This window comes from Veillonella parvula, from assembly GCF_945949885.1.
Classification (GTDB): Bacteria; Bacillota; Negativicutes; order Veillonellales; family Veillonellaceae; genus Veillonella; species Veillonella parvula_B.
Genome location: NZ_CAMFFZ010000032.1, coordinates 1 through 19,594, shown reverse-complemented (window position 1 = coordinate 19,594; position 19,594 = coordinate 1). Strand labels below are relative to the sequence as shown.

Annotated in this window: 17 protein-coding genes; 2 read left to right on the top strand and 15 right to left on the bottom strand. The window is 38.6% G+C overall.

All coding sequences use genetic code 11. The annotated features are described in order from the left end of the window. Positions 1-69 precede the first annotated feature (69 nt). The 3 genes from mmuM to Q7O55_RS08555 all read right to left on the bottom strand — a co-directional run bounded on the left by mmuM (position 70) and on the right by Q7O55_RS08555 (position 4,260). Positions 70-1,095, bottom strand: coding sequence for a homocysteine S-methyltransferase (gene mmuM / locus Q7O55_RS08565; protein WP_303929755.1), 1,026 nt, complete (start codon positions 1,093-1,095; stop codon positions 70-72). 87 nt (positions 1,096-1,182) lie between these two features. Then, the gene (locus Q7O55_RS08560) at positions 1,183-1,968 is read right to left on the bottom strand and encodes a basic amino acid ABC transporter substrate-binding protein (RefSeq protein ID WP_303929754.1); all 786 of its coding nucleotides are present in this window, start codon (positions 1,966-1,968) and stop codon (positions 1,183-1,185) included. A gap of 354 nt (positions 1,969-2,322) precedes the next feature. After that, on the bottom strand, positions 2,323-4,260 hold the full coding sequence (locus tag Q7O55_RS08555; protein ID WP_221741336.1) for an OPT family oligopeptide transporter: 1,938 nt from the start codon (positions 4,258-4,260) through the stop codon (positions 2,323-2,325). A 246-nt stretch (positions 4,261-4,506) separates the two neighbouring features. On the opposite strand from Q7O55_RS08555, the gene pepT reads away from it, so the two are divergent. Then, positions 4,507-5,730, top strand: coding sequence for a peptidase T (pepT, locus tag Q7O55_RS08550; protein WP_303929751.1), 1,224 nt, complete (start codon positions 4,507-4,509; stop codon positions 5,728-5,730). Positions 5,731-5,808: 78 nt separating this feature from the next. Here pepT and Q7O55_RS08545 read toward each other — a convergent pair whose 3' ends face one another. The 12 genes from Q7O55_RS08545 to Q7O55_RS08490 form a co-directional block, all read right to left on the bottom strand. Beyond that, positions 5,809-7,062 (bottom strand): MFS transporter, encoded by a 1,254-nt coding sequence (locus Q7O55_RS08545; protein WP_303929749.1) that lies wholly within the window; start codon positions 7,060-7,062, stop codon positions 5,809-5,811. Positions 7,063-7,322: 260 nt separating this feature from the next. Further along, positions 7,323-7,916: a DNA glycosylase gene (locus Q7O55_RS08540; RefSeq protein ID WP_303929747.1), complete on the bottom strand. Its 594-nt coding sequence runs from the start codon at positions 7,914-7,916 to the stop codon at positions 7,323-7,325. A 148-nt stretch (positions 7,917-8,064) separates the two neighbouring features. After that, positions 8,065-9,003 (bottom strand): hypothetical protein, encoded by a 939-nt coding sequence (locus Q7O55_RS08535; protein ID WP_303929745.1) that lies wholly within the window; start codon positions 9,001-9,003, stop codon positions 8,065-8,067. Between the two features lie 54 nt (positions 9,004-9,057). After that, positions 9,058-9,789 (bottom strand): sortase, encoded by a 732-nt coding sequence (locus Q7O55_RS08530; protein ID WP_303929743.1) that lies wholly within the window; start codon positions 9,787-9,789, stop codon positions 9,058-9,060. A gap of 252 nt (positions 9,790-10,041) precedes the next feature. Then, positions 10,042-10,689: a hypothetical protein gene (locus tag Q7O55_RS08525; protein ID WP_303929741.1), complete on the bottom strand. Its 648-nt coding sequence runs from the start codon at positions 10,687-10,689 to the stop codon at positions 10,042-10,044. An 8-nt stretch (positions 10,690-10,697) separates the two neighbouring features. Then, positions 10,698-11,654: a flotillin-like protein FloA gene (gene floA / locus Q7O55_RS08520; RefSeq protein ID WP_004693762.1), complete on the bottom strand. Its 957-nt coding sequence runs from the start codon at positions 11,652-11,654 to the stop codon at positions 10,698-10,700. Between the two features lie 36 nt (positions 11,655-11,690). Then, the gene (locus Q7O55_RS08515) at positions 11,691-12,155 is read right to left on the bottom strand and encodes an NfeD family protein (RefSeq protein WP_012863916.1); all 465 of its coding nucleotides are present in this window, start codon (positions 12,153-12,155) and stop codon (positions 11,691-11,693) included. A 196-nt stretch (positions 12,156-12,351) separates the two neighbouring features. Continuing rightward, positions 12,352-13,635: a uracil permease gene (gene uraA, locus Q7O55_RS08510; protein ID WP_303929740.1), complete on the bottom strand. Its 1,284-nt coding sequence runs from the start codon at positions 13,633-13,635 to the stop codon at positions 12,352-12,354. 108 nt (positions 13,636-13,743) lie between these two features. Beyond that, positions 13,744-15,087 (bottom strand): FtsW/RodA/SpoVE family cell cycle protein, encoded by a 1,344-nt coding sequence (locus Q7O55_RS08505; RefSeq protein WP_303929739.1) that lies wholly within the window; start codon positions 15,085-15,087, stop codon positions 13,744-13,746. Between the two features lies 1 nt (position 15,088). Continuing rightward, a complete protein-coding gene (gene trmB / locus Q7O55_RS08500) occupies positions 15,089-15,748 on the bottom strand; it encodes a tRNA (guanosine(46)-N7)-methyltransferase TrmB (protein WP_303929737.1) in 660 nt (219 codons plus the stop codon). A 200-nt stretch (positions 15,749-15,948) separates the two neighbouring features. Further along, the gene (locus Q7O55_RS08495; protein ID WP_303929736.1) at positions 15,949-16,635 is read right to left on the bottom strand and encodes a carboxymuconolactone decarboxylase family protein; all 687 of its coding nucleotides are present in this window, start codon (positions 16,633-16,635) and stop codon (positions 15,949-15,951) included. A gap of 285 nt (positions 16,636-16,920) precedes the next feature. Further along, complete coding sequence (locus tag Q7O55_RS08490) at positions 16,921-18,678, bottom strand: 1-deoxy-D-xylulose-5-phosphate synthase (RefSeq protein WP_303929734.1); 1,758 nt, start codon at positions 18,676-18,678, stop codon at positions 16,921-16,923. 329 nt (positions 18,679-19,007) lie between these two features. Here Q7O55_RS08490 and Q7O55_RS08485 point away from each other — a divergent pair, with 329 nt between their 5' ends. Then, on the top strand, positions 19,008-19,505 hold the full coding sequence (locus tag Q7O55_RS08485) for a MerR family transcriptional regulator (RefSeq protein WP_303929732.1): 498 nt from the start codon (positions 19,008-19,010) through the stop codon (positions 19,503-19,505). Positions 19,506-19,594: the final 89 nt, after the last annotated feature.

Below are 19,594 nucleotides of genomic sequence, written 5' to 3'. Positions count from 1 at the left end.
TAGAAAACAAGCTATTAGTTGATTATATACAATCAACTAATAGCTTGTTTAGGTTAAGGGACTGTTTTGTTACAGCCCCATGATTTTATGCAATTTTTCCGCCACCTCCCGAATAATATCAGGATCTGTCCTGCAGCATCCGCCGATGATATTGGCCCCCGCCTTGCGCCACACGTCAACATACTTACTGAATGATGTTTTACCTCCGGACCATGTTTTGTTTTTTCCGTCGTAAGTTTCACCAAGATTAGGATATACGGCAATCGGTTTATCCGTCACAGATCGGATGTCTTTTATCAAGGACTCTACATATTCTGGAGCTGTACAATTGATACCAATGCCAGTAACAGGACTCACTTTATCAATCATTTCTGCACATTTAATAATCGTTTCACCACTTGAAATATGGTGTTTATCTCTACAAGAGAATGAAATCCATGCAGGAATACCTTTAGTTGTGAATGGATCAGATAACGCTCTGGCCACAGCAATGGCTTCATCATAGGATGGAACTGTTTCACAAGCGATAACATCAGGGTTTTCTTCACAGAATAATGCTAGTCGAGGAATATGAAATACTTCAAGATATTCTGTTTGTACACCATAGTCTCCACGATACTCGGAACCATCGGCCAAAAACGCTCCGTAAGGGCCTACAGAAGCTGCTACCAAAGGCTTAGGCAATGCGCCTTCAGAAAAATATTTAATCCCTTCTGGTGTTTCTTCACCAAGGGTAATCCCCCGTAAGGTGAGCGCACCATTCGCTTTTGCCTCAAGAAATTCATTACGAGCTTGTACGGCTAAACGAACAGATAACTTCACAAGATCGATGGCCTCTTCAGTACCAAAACCTTGTGCTTTAAAGCCAGCTACCGTAGCTTGGTAACCAGAGCTTTCAATAATATCAGCCCCTGCCGCTAAGTAGGATATGTGAACTTTTTTGATGATATCTGGATTCTCTATCAACATTTTTGAGGACCATAACTTATCATGAATATCACATCCATGACGTTCCAATTCAGTCCCAAAAGCACCATCTAGCACTAAAGAACCTTTTTCTTTTATAATCTCTAAAAATGCATTACGTTTAGCCATTCTATCACCCATTCTATACATGCCTCACCAATAAGGCATACCGCATAAACACATCTATATCTTGTGTTTATGCGGTACATTCACAAACTATTTCAAATTCTCTGCTGGTGGCTCTTTACCAAACCACTTTTTATAAATTTCAGCATATTTACCATTAGCTTTAATTTTTACTAATCCATTATTAATTTTATTGAGCACTTCTCCATTGCCTTTTTTAACTGCAATACCAAGTGGTGCCGCATCATAGTCCTCTCCAGCAACCTTTGCGATACCTTTGCCCTTACCATTAACATAATATTCGTTTACTGGTGTATCGTTAATAACTACATCAACGCCTTTATTTTGTAGTTCTAAGAAAGCATCAACAATAATATTAAACTGGCGCACATCAGCATTTGGAACTTTGCTAGCGATTTCTGCCCCTGTAGAACCAATAGACACACCGATACGCTTGCCTTCTAGATCCTTAAAGCTATTAATATTTGTGTTATCTATATTAACAACGAGACCATTACCTGCAATATAGTACGGTTTACTGAAGTCTACAGATTTAGCCCGTTCTTCAGAAATAGTCATATCTGAAATAGCAATGTCGATGGTATTACTTTGTAGTGCTGGTAAGAGTGCATCAAAATTCAAGTTTTGAATATCCGTTTCTATGCCCTCTTCTTTAGCGATAGCATTAATAATATCAATATCAAAACCAGCTAATTTCCCACTATCTTTGTCTTTGAAGCCAAAAGGTGCATATGTTGCATCCGTGCCAACGCGCCATACCTTTTGACTACTATTTGTATTTCCACAGCCCGCAATAAATAGACTGCTAGCAATTGTGAAAGCCCCTAACAGAGCTGCTATCTTCTTAAATTTCATAATGCCCTTACTCAAACCAAGCCTAAATAAAAAAGTCTTCTCTCTTAATACCAATGAATAAATTTATACTTACACTTTATTAAGCATAATAAAATAATACCCATAGAGGTATTATATATGTATCATATCACCCACTATATACTAGGTCAATAATTCCGACTATATAAATAGGTTTTAGATCAACATAGCTTTTAGCTATAACAAGAATACTATTTTAAAGTAAAAAAAGACCGCCTTTACCAAGCACAGATGAAACTTGATAAAGGCGGTCATCCCCCAAATAAAGGATTCCTGGTTATTTTATTTATAGAATAAATAAGATATTCAATTCATTTAGGATATATAGTATGTAATTTATTTAGCATGTTTAGTTTTTATATACATAGCTACCTTGTACAAGAACGTACAGAGTAACAAGTACATTACGATACTGAGGTATGTCGCTTCAGGTGTTTCTACCCAAGCTTGAGCGAATACATCAACACCTGCAATGCGAAGCACTGCACTGAATAAAGAGCCAATAGCACCACCGGCTACGAGACCAGAGGCAATTGTACTACCTTTGGAGAAGCGAAGATCTGCCAATTCTTTATCTTTTGTACTATTTTGTACAAGATACGCAATCAAACCTCCGATAAGTAATGGTGTATTAATTTCCATTGGCAAGTATGTGCCCAAGGCAAATGCCAACGGCGGAACTCTTACCATCCACAAGATAATTGCAAATAATGCACCAGCCATGTAAAGAGGCCATTGAGCACTACCACCAGTCATCATTGGCTCAATGATTGCGGCCATAGCATTCGCTTGAGGTGCATTTAATGCATGATCTCCTACAAATCCATAAGCATCGTTTAAAAGAATCATAACACCTACAGAAAGTACGGCACAAAGAATAGTACCAACGATTTGCCATTGTTCCATTTTCTTAGGTGTAGCACCTGTCATATGTGCCACCTTAAGTTCAGACATAAAGTTACCAGCCATCCCAATAGTAGTACCAATAAAGGATGCCATCATGAGGACTGCAATCATACCGACCTTACCAGTCATACCTGCTGCGGTTAAGCATACAGCGGAGATAATAATCATAAAGATTGTCATACCTGAAACTGGTTCTGTACCTGTATAAGCGATGGAGCTAATCCCCACTACAGATAATAGGAATGACATAATAAGAACAATTAAGAATGCTACAATTGTTTGTCCGAAGCTTTCAGCATACATAAAATGGAAATATGCTGCAAATAAAACTGTACATAACAAGATGCCAGCACCAATCCAAGATGTAGGTACATCACGTTGTGTACGAAGCAAATTAACATCTACAGTTTTAGAACTAAAGATATCAAGCACTGCATTTTTAACAACATTTGCTACCACTTTAGACATTGTAATTAAACCAATAATGCCTGCCATAGCGAGCATGCCGATACCAATATGACGAACATAATCGAGGAATACCTTGCGAATTGGGGCCTCGCCTAATGGAACTGCATGACCGCCAATTTGCATAATATGTTCAGGTGCTAAATAGTACACAATCGGAATACATACAAACCAAGAGAAGAAAGAACCGGCTGCAATGATAGCCGCATAGCGAAGGCCCGTGAAATAACCAAGGCCAAGCAATGCTGCATCAGTATCTACCGCTGCAGTTAGCTTAGTTTGATCTGCAAGAGCTGCCCCCCACTTAAAGGTAGCAGTGCGAATAACCTCTTGCCACCACCCTAAACTATTAAGAATAAAGTCATACACGAGAGCAATTAAACCAGAGCCAAGCATAAGTTTTGCTTTGCTACCTTCATTACTCATCAATACTTCCGCTGCAGCACGACCACTGGGGAACGGATACACATAGTGCATTTCTTCAACGAAATAGCGACGGAACATAACGCATAATAAAACACCTAAAACGCCGCCAAGAATGATAGGGATCGCCATTTGTACAAAGGATACATCTGTTACATTCCAGATGTAAAGGGCTGGCAAAAAGAACATAGCCCCTGCTAATGTGTTCGTACTAGAACTAGCGATAGCTTGAATGTGTACCGTTTCGGCAAAAGCATTTTGTCGCTTTAAAATAACTGCTGTACCCATAGCAAGTACAGATACTGGTGCAAAGGCATCTACTGTTTGACCGATTTTCAAACATAAATAGCCAACAGCCAGTGTGAAAACTGCCGCATAGAACAAGCCCCAGAAGACTACATATGAGTTAATCTCTACGTAATCTTTCTTAGGATCTAACACCGGTTCTATGGGTGGAATGGAACGAACCTCGTCCGACATAGTAAAACCTCCTCACAGAAAAAGTACAAACGTATAACTATTCACCTTTATCCTAACACGGCACTACACATGGTTCAATGGTTTTCTATGCACTATACGAATAAAATAATATCCCCCCTATAAATAATTATTTTGTATTTTTGGCGTCCCTGTTCTACAATGAAAGTATATTAAGAATCTCTATTATGTAACGGTATCGTATACTGCCCTGTATAACACGTATGTTTACTTACGAGGAGGCTCATTATGGAATCAATGGTCGAACGTTTTGTACGCTATACGAGCATAAATACACGGTCTAATGAGGAAAGTACAACCATTCCTAGTACTCAAACTCAAGTAGACTTTGCTACGAATGTGCTCGTCCCCGATTTAAAAGCAATAGGATTAGATGAGGTTATTTATAATCGTGAAAATGGTTTTGTCATCGGCACATTAAATGCTAACACTGATGAGAAAACTCCTTCCATCGGCTTCATTGCCCATATGGATACAGCTGATTATAACGCAGAAAATATTAAGCCTCGTATCGTAGAAAACTATGATGGTAGTGATATTTGCCTTAACGAAGAACATCAAATCTTCACCCGTCGTACAGATTTTCCTAACCTAAAAAATTACATTGGCAAGTCCTTAGTTGTAACCGATGGTCTAACACTTCTTGGTGGTGATGACAAGGCTGGCATCTGTGAAATCATGGAAGCCCTCGCCTATCTCGTATCTCACCCAGAAATTAAACATGGTAAAATCATGTGTGCTTTCGGTCCAGATGAAGAAATCGGTACTGGTGCTGACCACTTCGATGTTAAACAATTTCCTGTAGACTATGCTTACACTATCGATGGTGAAAGCCTAGGCCAACTCGAATATGAAACCTTTAACGCTGCTGGCGGTACAGTAACCCTCAAAGGCGTATCCGTTCACACAGGTACTGCAAAAGGCATTATGATCAACTGTGCTAAACTAGCTATGCAATTTGACGCTTTATTACCAGGAGCAGCTGTTCCTGAGCACACATGTGGTCGCCAAGGTTTCTTTATGCTCATGAGCATGGAAACACAAGTAGATACCGGTAAAATGAACTATATTATCCGCGACCATAATAAGGAATTGTTCGAAGCAAAAAAAGCATTCTTCTTACAAGCAGGTCAAACATTGAATGAAATATATGGACGTGAAGTATGTGAGGTCTCTGTAAAAGACCAATACTATAACATGTACGATATCATCAAAGACAATATGGAATGCGTAAACGTAGCCAAAGCAGCAATGAAAAAAGCTGGAATTACACCTATTTGTGATCCTATTCGCGGTGGCACAGATGGATCCAAAATCTCCTTCATGGGCATTCCTACACCAAATATTTTTACAGGCGTAGAAAATCTACATGGTCGTCATGAATTCGCATGTATCGATGATATGAAAAAAGCTGTTGAAGTTATCGTTAATATTGTAAATAATGAAAAATAATAATATTAGCAAAGCAGTACTAGATAACCAAAAAGGACTATACGAGCCTAGGCTCGTATAGTCCTTTTATTTTACATTTTACGCAAGCGTACCATTATGTTTACGATTCCTAATTTCTTCTTCTTCTTCAGCGCGAGCTTTCAACGAGAGATCTCTCTCAGTCCCCACATAACGACCATATAATAAATAATAGGCAACTAGCGCAAGGAGCGCAACAACAACAGTTACATGGAACATACTAGCATAACCTACAACCTCTTTAACGGCACCTAAAATATAGGGGCCAAAGCCAAGCCCCATATCCAAGGCAATGAAGTATGTAGATGTGGCAACACCAATACGATGAACAGGTACTATCTTAACAGTAACAGCTTGTCCGTTGGACATAAATGTACCATATCCAAGGCCAACAAACACAGCCGATAAAAGCACAAGCCATGTGGAGTGAGCGATGGATAATAAGAAAATACCAAGTGCTAAGGATACAAAACAAGGATAAAGAACAAAGTTTTCCCCTTTCATATCAAAAACAATGCCAAGCAATGGTCTTGTTATAGTAATAACGACGGCATATACAACAAAGAAGAAGGTGCCCGCCATAATAAGATCTAGATCCTTTGTGTAAGCCGCCATAAAACCAATAACGCCAGAGTAGGCAAAGCCGACTAGAATGGAAACAAGACTGATTGAATTCATCCGTGGTTCAATATAGTCCGAAATTCTAATGCCCTTATGTCCTTCAGATTCGATACCAAGTTTAGGTTCATTAAATTTCATGATTACAGAGCCAATACCGCAAAGGATGATAAGTACAACACAGAATGCAATGATAAAATCATAACCAAGACTATGAAGCATCAATATACCTAAGAATGGTCCTACTGCAGCGGCAAGAGAAGTAGATAAGCCATAATAGTTAATCCCTTCCCCTCGACGTGACGTAGGAATAATAGCAGCTATGATAGTACTTGTAGCAGTAGATGTAATACCATAAGCAAAACCATTTAAGAAGCGAACACTATCAAGCATTAGTAAATTAGGTGTGTAGAAATACATAGCTGTTGAAATCAAGTAAATCAATAACCCTAAATAGAGCATCTTACGACATCCTAGGATACTGATAAACCGCCCTGCCAACAAACGGGCTACAACGGTGCCAATAATATATATACCAACAGCAAGTCCCGCTTGACTAGCCGTAGCATGAAGATTATCTTTTGCTACAACCGCAATAATAACGATTAATAAATAATAAATCAAAAACACTAAGAAATTAATCAAAGTATCAAGGACAAAGGATTTTGTCCATAAGGCATCCTTAGCCTTATCCATAATATCAACTCCATTTTTTAAAATTATTGTCAACCAGTTTACGACAACGGTTAATTATAGACCTCTCATTTTAAAAAACAAGAATTAATATATTATATATCTCATCAATTTTATTTATAATAAACTATATGTTTACACTAAATATACATTATTCTCCATTTTAAAATTTCATATATTTTTACGATATAAAAACACCTTCAACAGCGACAGATGAGACCAAAAGGCTCAAAGCCAACTATTAAAGGTGCTACCTTAAATATTTATTTTGTTTTTAAACCACAAGCTTTGAAGAAGTTCTTGTACGCTTCAGCCTTTTTCGCTAGGCTCAACGGATAGGCACGTGATGTAGATGGCAAACGTGTCAACGTTAATTCCCGGCCATTAAATACAAAAGGAATTGTTTCACCAGTTTTAGGTAATTTAACCTTTTCTGGCAAAAGACTCAATAAAATCTCCGTAGCCTTGCCACCTGTTGTACCAATATGCTTACAGTTAGGGATTTGCTCCAGTACGTCCGCAAGCGGAACTGGTTCAACGACCTTAAGAAATGCATCAGATGCATTCCCTTTTTCGCGAATAGCTTTTAAGACAGTAGGACAAGATGCAATTCCAATTTCAGACAAAAAGGCTTTAATCTTCTCAGAATCCATCGCTTTTTCCTCACCATTTCTAAAATGATCCTTTTCATCAAAGAATACGAGGCCAAATACACGCCACATATCATTTTGGAAATTTGGATAATGGAATTCCATAGCACGTTTTGATTGTTCTGGAGGAAATGTGCCCATCATCATAACTGTTGCCTTCTTCGGTAAGAATGGAGGGAATGGTCTTGTTTCAATTGTTTCTGCCATATAGTATCAACTCCTTTCACATTCTAATATGAACTTAATTTTCAATACAATATATGAGATACATCACACATTATAATCCAATTGGCTCCTATGTAAAAGCAACTAAAGAACTTATTAAAAAATATCAACAGACTTACATTATCTATCATTATTGACCAATTGGTTGAGAAACCAAGGTATTAATATGATCAAAACCAACTGGTGTCGGAGATACGAGGTACAAGCAAATTACAGCAGCCACGGCAAAACCGATTGCCAAATAAGAGAAACTGCCATTCCGAGGGAATTCATACATACCAAAGAGGCGTATCCCTATAGCAGCACCGATGGCCGTAATCAAAGACGGTATAGAAAAAATGTTATAAAAGCCGAATACTACCATAAGGCCTGCATAGCCACCTACTACAGTAACCATAGGCAACATGCGATCCATTGGATTTGGAATAGATCGCATAAGTGCCGCGGGGTAATATGAAGCCTCTACACCAAACATGCCTAAGAATATGTTAAAACCAGTCCAAATAATGTCCCACGCACCTCTAAAAGCATCTCTATGCTTACCAGCATACCATGCAAAATCTGTAATGATTAAAATGGCTAGGCCTGCACAGATAAAGTAGTATTCACTAGGAATTTTAGGACCTGCATAAGCACCTACAGCTGTTACAACAGCACTCAAAATAGATGTTATTATTACACGCTGTAAACAAGGCCGTTTATTTTCAGGAATGCGTTTATACACAGTAGCCAATAATTCTAAAACGAAGCAAGCCATAAAAATAGCAATGCCTGCAGCAGGAACAAAGAAAGCGCTCACCAAACTCAAAATGAAGGGAATGCACAGGCGCCATTTAGGGAATAAGACAAGATCTTTATAATCTAAACGAATATCTTGTGTTTCCATAGTGAAGTTGTTGTACACCACAAAGAGTAACATAAAGGCGATTACGTCAACGGCAGTTGCACCCCAAGTCAATAAAGTTGGTACTACAACCATAGATAAGGCTACCCCAGAAAGGCGTGATAAGCCAGCAGCCACTAAGCCCAGTAATAAAAACGGTGTTAAAGCAGATATAATTTCAAGCATAATATTCCTCCCATCATTGTATAAATTTAAGTATATAGTATCTACCACACTACATCAAGGAGAGATATATTTTTTCATAGCTAGACGCTTTCGCACAGCAGAGGTAGAGCAACCCATCGCCTGTGCAATCTTTGCAACTCCATAACCTTGAGCACGGAGTTTTTTAATCTTATTTTCGTCTAGATCAAGAGTATTTGCCCTTATTTCTATACCTTGCTCTCGCAAATAAATTGCCACTGTAGAACCACGTATCCCATAAGCTAGGCCAATGTCATCTGTACTCATGTGATGATGAATATATAAATAAGCCATCTCCTCTACGCGCATAGGCTTTCGAACTTTAGGAAGTAAACAATTTCCCATATGCCGCAATACATGGTGAACTTTCCATCGCGATATACCATACATACGAGCAATGGCATCTGTACTATTTCCACTTTTATAGGCCCTACATATACGCACTACATCTATAGAGACATTCTTATTTGATTGCTGACAAGCCAATCCATATTCCTTCAAGCGATTCGCCATCGTCGTGATAGAAACATCATAACGCTTTGCTAATGAATGGAGCGACCACTTACCGGTCTCATACAAAGCTTGTACATGAACCATATTGATTTCTTTCTTCAAAGGCCTCCGCTCAATTTCGTACGCTTTCATACGGCGCATGATGGTATCAACACTACATTGAAAATAGTCCGCCACATCGCGAATGCTCCATTTCTTCTCTATATATAATTGCTGCAACAACTGTTTTGGTATAACACGCACATTTCGATACATAATTTTCCCCTTCCTTATAAACAAACTCCTTCCCCTATTATTGTGAAAGTTTCACTAGAAAAAAACAATAAAAAAGAGGTTTCTAATAGTCACATAGGTGACCAATAGGAACCTCTTTCAATATGTAATTATATGCCCCACATTATGATATGTATCAGTATGGTTGCTATACCACATCAGTGCACAATCCGTTATTATTTATTTTCCAATAAAACCATAATTGGTTTATGCGCTTATAAATAGATTACTTCATTAGCGATATCTACGTTCAAGAGCTTTAGGTTTACTTAAAATGATAGACCATTTCATCCCCTCTTTTAGAGCACGGTTAGTTTTACGACCGCGAGTTGAAGTCGCAGCTGGAGCAGTAGGCGCAAGTGTAATGCCTACATTTTCAATAAGAACTTGCCCCTCTTTAGCTGCCTTATCTCGTTTAAACTGAGCTAGTCTTTCACTTAAGGTCGGACCCGTAACAGCGTCTCTATCTAAGCGAGTCTTACTAGTAGTATAATTTGGAGTACTACTGGAACTTTTCGTTGATAAGGCTTCAAGATCTCGTTGAGCTGCTGCAGCCTCTTCATTGAAATGTATGTCCTCCATAGTTTGCGATGGAGCTTCTGGTTGCTGATTTACAATCGGTTTATCTTCATAAGGGTCCCGATAAAAGTCATCAGCCTTAGACAAATCATCCATAGATGGTTCATCTAACTTACGTTCTATGGAGATGCCATATTCGCGCTCCATATCTTCCCAAGTTCCGCCACTAGAGCTTTCATACTCATCAGATTCTTCAGTATTCTTATTTTTTATAATGGAAAAAGCAATGTACGCGATAATACCTAAAACAAAGATTGGATTATGCGAAAAGATGGATAGCACTGAAGACAAAATAGAGTCCATAGCTACTCCTATTCACCATCTGCTAAATTTTCACGCATTTTAGTATCTGCAATAATATTATTCATATTATAGTAATCCATAACACCTAGATTACCGTTTCTGAAAGCTTCTGCCAATGCTTTAGGGACTTCAGCTTGTGCTTCCACAACCTTAGCTTGCATGTCTTGTGTTTTAGCACGCATTTCTTGTTCTGTAGCAACAGCCATTGCACGACGTTCTTCCGCACGAGCTTGAGCGATTTTCTTATCCGCTTCCGCTTGGTCAGTTTGCAATTGAGCACCAATGTTACGTCCTACGTCTACGTCAGCGATATCAATGGACAAGATTTCGAATGCAGTACCCGCATCAAGACCTTTACCCAATACAGTACGAGAGATATGATCTGGATTTTCCAATACATCTGTATGTTCTTCAGAGGAACCTACAGTCGTTACGATACCTTCACCTACGCGGGCGATGATTGTAGCCTCGCCAGCACCACCAACGAGGCGATCGATATTAGCACGTACAGTTACACGAGCACGAACTTTCAATTCGATACCATTTTTTGCTACTGCAGAGATAATTGGAGTTTCAATAACCTTAGGATTAACGGACATTTGAACCGCTTCCAATACATCACGACCTGCGAGGTCGATAGCTGCGGAACGTTCAAAGGTCAATGGAATAGATGCGCGTTCAGCGGCAATCAAAGCGTCTACAACGCGGTCAACGTCACCACCAGCTAGGTAATGCGCTTCCAACTGATTTACATTCACATCAAGACCTGCTTTATTAGCTTTAATCAAAGGCATTACGATTTGAGACGGATTTACACGACGTAAGCGCATACCTACAAGTGTAAAGATACCTACGTTAACGCCCGCTGCTAGAGCAGATACCCAAAGCCCTAATGGCACAACATATAAGAATACCATAATACCAATCAGCAAAATGGGAATCAAAATTAAAATACCTACATCCATAATAACCTCCATTATTTACAACGATGTTGCGAAAGCTTAATCACGCTTTCTAACAATATTGCGGCCACCTACAACGCGAAGTACCACAATAGGTGAACCGGCATCGATGAAGTCACCTTCGGTCACAACATCTACCAAATTACCATTAATTTTAGCAATACCTGCAGGGCGCAGTGTTGTATGAGCTACGCCTTCCTTGCCAGCCAAATCTTCTAATACATCATTAGATACATAACCAGCTTTTGTCGTAGATCGTTGCCCTAAGGTAAACAACTTACCTATCCAAGTCTTTTCAAAGTGATTAAAGAACACGATGATAATGACAATTAACAAGGCTGTTAATCCTAGCACGGCATACAATGCTACCGTACCTTCCCCAAGAGCTACATAAACGCCCCAAAGGAATGCGCAATAACCGATAAGACCTAAAATACCGCCTGGTACTACGAGTTCTACAGCCATCAAGGCAACGCCGATAGCCATCCATATCAAAAACTCCATAGGGCCTCCTCTCTTAAATTAATTTTATACAACTTATATGTTCATTATACAATATTGAGGATAAATTATAAAGACACTAAATAAAAACGACTACTTACTCAGGTACAACCTGATTCAGTAGTCGTTTATTTTGTGTACAAATCAACTTACTTTATAATCTCAAGATTCTACTCCAAGATTTTAAAGACCTATGATATTATACTTCTGTTTTTTTCAATTGATCGTTGCCAACGCCTGTTTTTTGAAGGATTAACAAGCTAATGCTCATAGCCATGCCTACTACAGTGGCAAGGCCCATCCCTTTTAATACAACAGGACCAACCGCGAGTTCTGCACCGCTAAGACCTACCACAAGGATAACGGATGTAAGAATCATATTAACAGGATTTGTGTAGTCTACTTTACGTTCTACAAGCATACGCAAGCCAGATGCTGCGATGATACCGAACAATAAAATAGATACACCACCCATAACAGGTACCGGAATAGCATGAATAAGAGCTGCTACTTTACCTACAAAGGACACAATCATCGCTAAAACTGCGGCACCACCGATTACCCATACGCTGAAGCAACGAGTGATAGCAAGTACACCGATGTTTTCACCATATGTCGTATTTGGTGTAGCACCGAAAAAACCAGAAAGAATATTTGCAAGGCCGTCACCAAGCAAGGATCTTTGTAGACCAGGTTCTTTCATCAAGTCTTTAGCAACGATGTTACTAGTTACAACCAAGTGACCAACGTGCTCAGCAAATACTACAAAGAGTGCCGGCATAATCATGATGATTGCATTAATATCAAATACAGGCATACCGTAGAACTGTGGCAAGGAGAACCAAGGAGCAGCTTCTACACTAGAGAAGTCAACAACGCCCATCACAGCGGACAATACATAACCGGAAACAACACCGATAAGCACAGGAATAACCGCTAAGAAGCCACGGAACACAACTGTACCAAGCAAGGTAACAACTAAGGAAAACATAGAGATAATAATAGCTTGGCTATGGCTCATGCCTAAGTCTTGATTGCCGATAAGGCCAGACATACTCATCGCTACTGGCGCTAATTCCAAGCCGATAATAGCTACGATAGCACCCATAGCTGCGGGTGGGAATAACTTATCAATCCAACGCGTACCAATATAACGGACGAGAATAGATAAAATTACAAAAGATAAACCAAATATAACGAAGGCACCCTTTGCTGCTTCATAACCAAGACCTGCAGATAATACCCCTGCTACAGGCGCGATAAAGGCGAAGCTGGAACCAAGATATGCAGGAATCTTACCTTTACATACGAACAAATATAGTAATGTACCGATACCATTCATAAACAATGCCGTTGCAGGATCTACTTTCAATAAATATGGCACTAATACAGTAGAGCCAAACATAGCAAATAAATGTTGAAAGCTAAGTGGTAACATTTGGCCCCATGACGGGCGTTCTTGAATATCAATATAATCTTTCATCTTTTTTCCTCACACAATATAACGATACTAAGCTCATATGATACACCTCTTCGATATACCATATAAATTCACACGAATAGAATTAGCTTAAGATATATACGTTAAATATCAACGTTCAGGTCGAGTTGTTCTATGGACTGGCCTTTTAGTCGCTCGAGGTTTAAAAGGTCCAGGCATATTTGGCTTATTAGTACGCTTTGGAGCGGCAGGTTTGAATCGACTTTGTGTTTCTTCACGCAAAGATGGCAAATCCTCAACTGTACCAACTTGCTTTACGCCCTCTACATTGCGACGACCTATGCTCGCTAATAAACCGATAGCCATAAAATTCATCAACAATGAAGAACCACCATAACTAACAAATGGCAATGGCACACCCGTTACAGGCATAATACCGCAAACCATGGCAATATTAAACAAGGCTTGACCACTAATGAGTAAGGTAATACCCATTGCTAACCATTTACCGAATTCATCACGAGCCTTATTAGAAATGCGGAATCCAAAATAGGTAAAAGCAGCAACCAAAACGACAACAAACACTGCGCCAAGGAAGCCCATTTCTTGAGCCCATACAGCAAAGGCAAAGTCCGTATGTGCTTCTGGCAAGTAAAAATACTTAGACGTGCCTTGCATGAAGCCCTCTCCAAGAATACCACCAGAGCCTACCGCTAATAAACCTTGAACTGTTTGGTAGCCCATATCTTGCGCATGGGGCCAAGGATCAAACCAAGACTGAATACGTTCCCAACGATACGGCGACATACGGGTCGCAATAAAACCTAGAAAACCAGCTACTGCAAAAGCTCCGCCAAAGAATTTTCCATCAAAGCCTGCTAAGTAAATTAGCACAAAGGAAAAGCCAAAGATTAGTACAGTAGTACCCATATCTGGTTGCAAGATCGTTAAAATTGCAAATATAATTGGCCAGATTAGCAGTGGCAACATATAGCCTACGCGCTCACTAAAATATCCTTGTAAATTAATGAGTGGATTAGTATGCCTTGGTTTCCCCCATTTTCGCATAGTACTCAATTTAGCCGACGTCCATATTAAGGCTGCTAATTTCGCAAATTCTGAAGGCTGTATCGATACAGGGCCAATAACAATCCAACGACGTGCACCATTAATAACAGCACCAACCGCGAGAACCAAGATCATACCAATTAGTGTGGCAATCATAATTCTTTGCAACATGTGAGGCTTCTGTAACTGACGGTAATCATATCGATACAAAATAACGCCTACCGCCATAGAGAAAAGCAGGAATGTCATGTGCTTTAAAAAGTAGCCTAATAATCCCGTATTTTCATAGATAGAACTGATATAAGTAGCACTAAAGATATTTACACTGCCTATAATTGTAATGAGAAGAATAGGTAAGAGCATACCTTGTAAGTCATTTTTAAAGAGTGAGCCCCACCGACTATCCCCCTTATTCGGTGTTTCCATGTTAAGCCTCCTTTTGTACTTTTGGCTTAATTGCTTCTAAGCGGAAAATAGGTTGACCTTTTTTACTAAATTTTTCTTCATATTCAGTTTTTACATTTGAAAGATCTGTACTATGTAAATCATAAGTTACATTTTTAAGCTCCCAACCGCATTCTTTGAACTCTTCGAGCGAGAACATAAACAAACCTTCGTTGTCCGTCTTGAAGTGAACTTCGCCACCATCTTTCAAAAGACGAGCATAGCGGTCAAGGAATGTGTGATATGTAAGGCGGCGTTTTGCATGTTTCGCCTTAGGCCAAGGATCACAGAAATTAATATAGAAACGATCAACTTCACCAGGTGCCACTATCTCTTCGATACCTGCAATATCAAATAGAGAGACCTTTGCATTATTCCGTTCCCCTTCAAAGATTTTTTGTGCTGCGTAATAAATAACCCCCATCTGAACTTCAAAACCTACGAAGTTAGCATCTGGATACGCTTCAGACATCCCCGCAATAAAGCGACCTTTCCCTGTCCCTAATTCCATATATAATGGGTGTTCAGGATGCTCAAATAATTCACGCCATTTGCCTTTGTGCTCTTCTTGGCCAGACAAAATGATGTGAGAGTCATATTCGTGAATTGCTTCATCAATCCATGGTTTTCTACGAAGGCGCATACTTTCTCCTTACATCTATTTTTAATGATATATTTACATTTGTTTATATTTATTATTACAGGTCATATACCTATCTTATTAATTATAGAAAAGGGGACCTTAAACGTCAATTACATTCTATGATTTAATCCTAATCACTGGAACTGTGAAAGTAGAAGCCATAAGAAAAGACCTACTTCCGAAAGAAGTAGGTCTACATTTTATTGGAAAATCATAGTTTCTAGATTTTCAATTTGATATTGACTTAAGCCAAGTTCAGATAAACTCTTTTCAGCTGCAGTAAATAGATTATTTTTACCAACTCGAGTGCCTAATGCAGCTGCAGCAACCAATTCACGATCCAATTTACCTAGGCGTGAACGATTACGGTTTTGAGGTTTTGGTTTTTTCATACGGAACGTATTATATTGAACCCTCTCTTTCACTTCCTCAGCTTTCGGCTTAGTTAAAGGCGCCCCATTAGTGCCATTCCCCAATAAAGCACTAAGTCCAGTTTGCTTTGTAACTAATTTTTCATACTCATCGCCAAACTCAGGACGCTCATCACGTAATTGAGCAAATGTAGCTAGCGCCGCATTCATTTGCTTCAAACCCGCAGCAGAATAAAGTTGACGAATCGCAATACTCACCTCTTGCGGTGTCAACGTACCTCGCTCGATAGCAGAAGCAATTGTATTCTTTAATGCCTCTTGATCACCAGACGCTGTGTAACGGCCGATTTCAACCAAATCTTTTTGACGTGCATTAAGTTCTTTTGGCGTATATATATTTATCTCAGATATAGATGGTGCCTGTTTTGAAGGTTGTTCTCCCGCCCCATTAGCCTCAAACATATAGCCACCGGCGACGATGGCCACGGCTAATGTTAAGGTTAATACTCTTTTCAACGTCTTACAATCTCCCTTATCATTAATACTAATTGTATAATACTGCAATAGTAGCGTATATTATCAATGGATTTATTCTACTGTTCTACTGTAATACATACTGTAGATATTATTATATAATACTTCATCTAATTTTTATAGTCCTATTCGAAAAAAATCTATATTTTTTTAACAAGTTTTATATTTTTATAAATTATAAAATATCAAAAAAAGCAGAAAACACCTAATAATTATTTATGTTTACTGCTTTTATTCGAAAATTCAATTAATTAAAACTTTATAAAATTAAAAGGATAACAGTTGTTTTGTATCCTCTACGATTTGGTCCAAAGATACTCCATTTTCATATAATAATTTACTTGCATCATAACGATCGTGGAATTCTTTAGCAATACCATAATTTTTTACACGCATAGCAGATGGGCCATAGAAGCTAGCAACACGTTGACCCCAGCCACCTTCAACAACGCCATCTTCCAAAGTAAATACAACAGAATGATTCGCCTTTAAAGCTTCAAGTAATTCTTCATCTATACCAGAAGCAAATTTAGGGTTTACAACAGTTGCACTGATGCCCTCTTTCAACAATTCATCTGCCACTTCATTAGCTAAGTGGTAGAAATTACCCAAACCAAGCAATGCAATATCTTTACCTTCACGTGTCACTTCGGATTTATTTAATACACTATAGTCAGTTGTATCTTGTACACCAGTAGAAATAAATTCTCCCACAGGAATACGAATTGCCACTGGATGATTATCTTGATGTACAGCATAATCAGTCATTGCTAACAATTCCTCTTTGTTTGTAGGTGCTAAGTACACAAGATTTGGAATATTAGTAAGCATAGGAATATCAAAGAAACCTAAGTGTGTAACATCATTCATTCCGTAAACAGATGCCATATGGTTTAGGATTGCTGCACTATTATTATTAACACTAAGATCTTGCACTAATTGGTCATAGGTACGTTGCAAGAAAGTACTATACACATTAAATACAGGTTTACCGCCATTTTTAGCAATACCAGAGCTCATAGCCACAGCATGTTCTTCGGCAATCCCTACATCAATATATTGTTTACCTGCAGCAGCACGCCACGTTGAATTAAAACCAAAACCGCCAGGTGTCCCTGCCGTAATAGCTACCACAGTAGGATCACGTTTAATTTGTTCCATTAAATAATCAGCAAGAACTCCTGCATAAGAAGGTCCCTCCTCTTCTACTTTTACTTTTCCTGTTTCAAGATCAAATGGCATTGTCCAGTGAAACGCTTCTTTATTCGCTTCTGCAATGGCATAACCCTTACCTTTTTGTGTTACGATATGCAATACAATAGGATGGTTAATATCTTTTACATCCTTAAACACATCAATTAATGTTTCTAAATCATTCCCCTTTGCAACGAAACGATAGTCTAAACCAAGAGCTTTGAAAATATTATTGGAACTTTCACCATTAGTTTCACGTAATTCTCGAAGACCACGATATAAACCACCATGATTTTCTGCAATGGATTGGTCATTGTCGTTGACGATGATAATCATATTACTGTCTAACGTAGCTGCATAATCAAAACCTTCAAAGGCTTCCCCACCAGATAAGGAGCCGTCGCCAATAATAGCGATAATATTTTCAGAGTCCCCTTTTAAATTTCGTGCCGTAGCTAATCCTGAAGCCAAAGAGATAGATGTAGATGTATGCCCAATATTAAAGAAATCATGTTCACTTTCAGTTGGATCAGTATAGCCTGTCACATCGTCATAATGATCATGGTCAAGAAACGCCAATGCACGACCTGTGACCATCTTATGTACATAAGACTGATGAGACACATCATATACAATCTTATCTACAGGTGAGTTAAATACATAGTGCAAGGCCATAATCATTTCAGCTACGCCCATAGGTGGCCCAAAATGACCGCCATGCTCTGATACCTTCGTCATAAGTGCTTGACGTGCTTGTGCTGTTAAATCTGTTAATTCAGGAATAGATAAGCCTTTTAAATCAGCTGGAGATTTTACATCAATTAAATTCATAAGTTTCCTTTCTTTTCAGTCTCCATTAGTGTTTTATTAAAACCATGAGACTTTCTGTACTGCCTGTAAGGAATAAAACTATATTAATTAGTAACATCAAATTGCACAATATTTATAGTTCCTGTAATCAAATTTGTGTTGTATTACTAATCGTGCTATACTGTATATCCAGTATGTAACAAGTATAGAACTTGAAGTTAGGTTTAAGTCAAGCGAGAACGTAAAACTTAAGTCCAATCTTTAAAAATATATGTATATTATATGCTTAATACATTACTCCTGAAACTGAATCCATTCACAAATTTAATATGATCCCAAAAGGAAGTAATATGACATATACTGTTGGCGAAATCGCAAAAAAACTAAATGTGGCACCTTCTACTTTACGATATTATGACAAAGAAGGCCTATTGCCATTTGTCGAACGTTCTAGCGGAGGCATCCGTGTCTTCCACGACGAAGATATGGATTGGTTAGAATTGATTGAATGCATGAAGCACACAGGCATGCCAATTAAAGAAATAAAGCATTTTATCGACTACTGCGTGGAAGGTGATAGTCGTATCAACGAAAGATTATCTATTATTAGAAATCAACGAGATCGGGTAGTAGCGGAAATCGAACACTTACAAGCACGTTTATCCATGCTAGAATTTAAAACATGGTTCTACGAACAAGCTCAGGCAAAAGGAACTACCGATTTTTATGAAAGCTTAACACCTCATGACGTCCCTGTAGAGTATCATAAATACTTTGAACGTAAATGGCGTGCCGAAAAGGAAGCCGCAGAGAACGCTAAAGAGCCTAGAAAATACGTATCTGTATAAATCAAAAAGGGGCTGTAACAAAACAGCCCCTTTCTACTAAAAATAGCTATTAGTTGATTATATACAATCAACTAATAGCTATTTTTCTG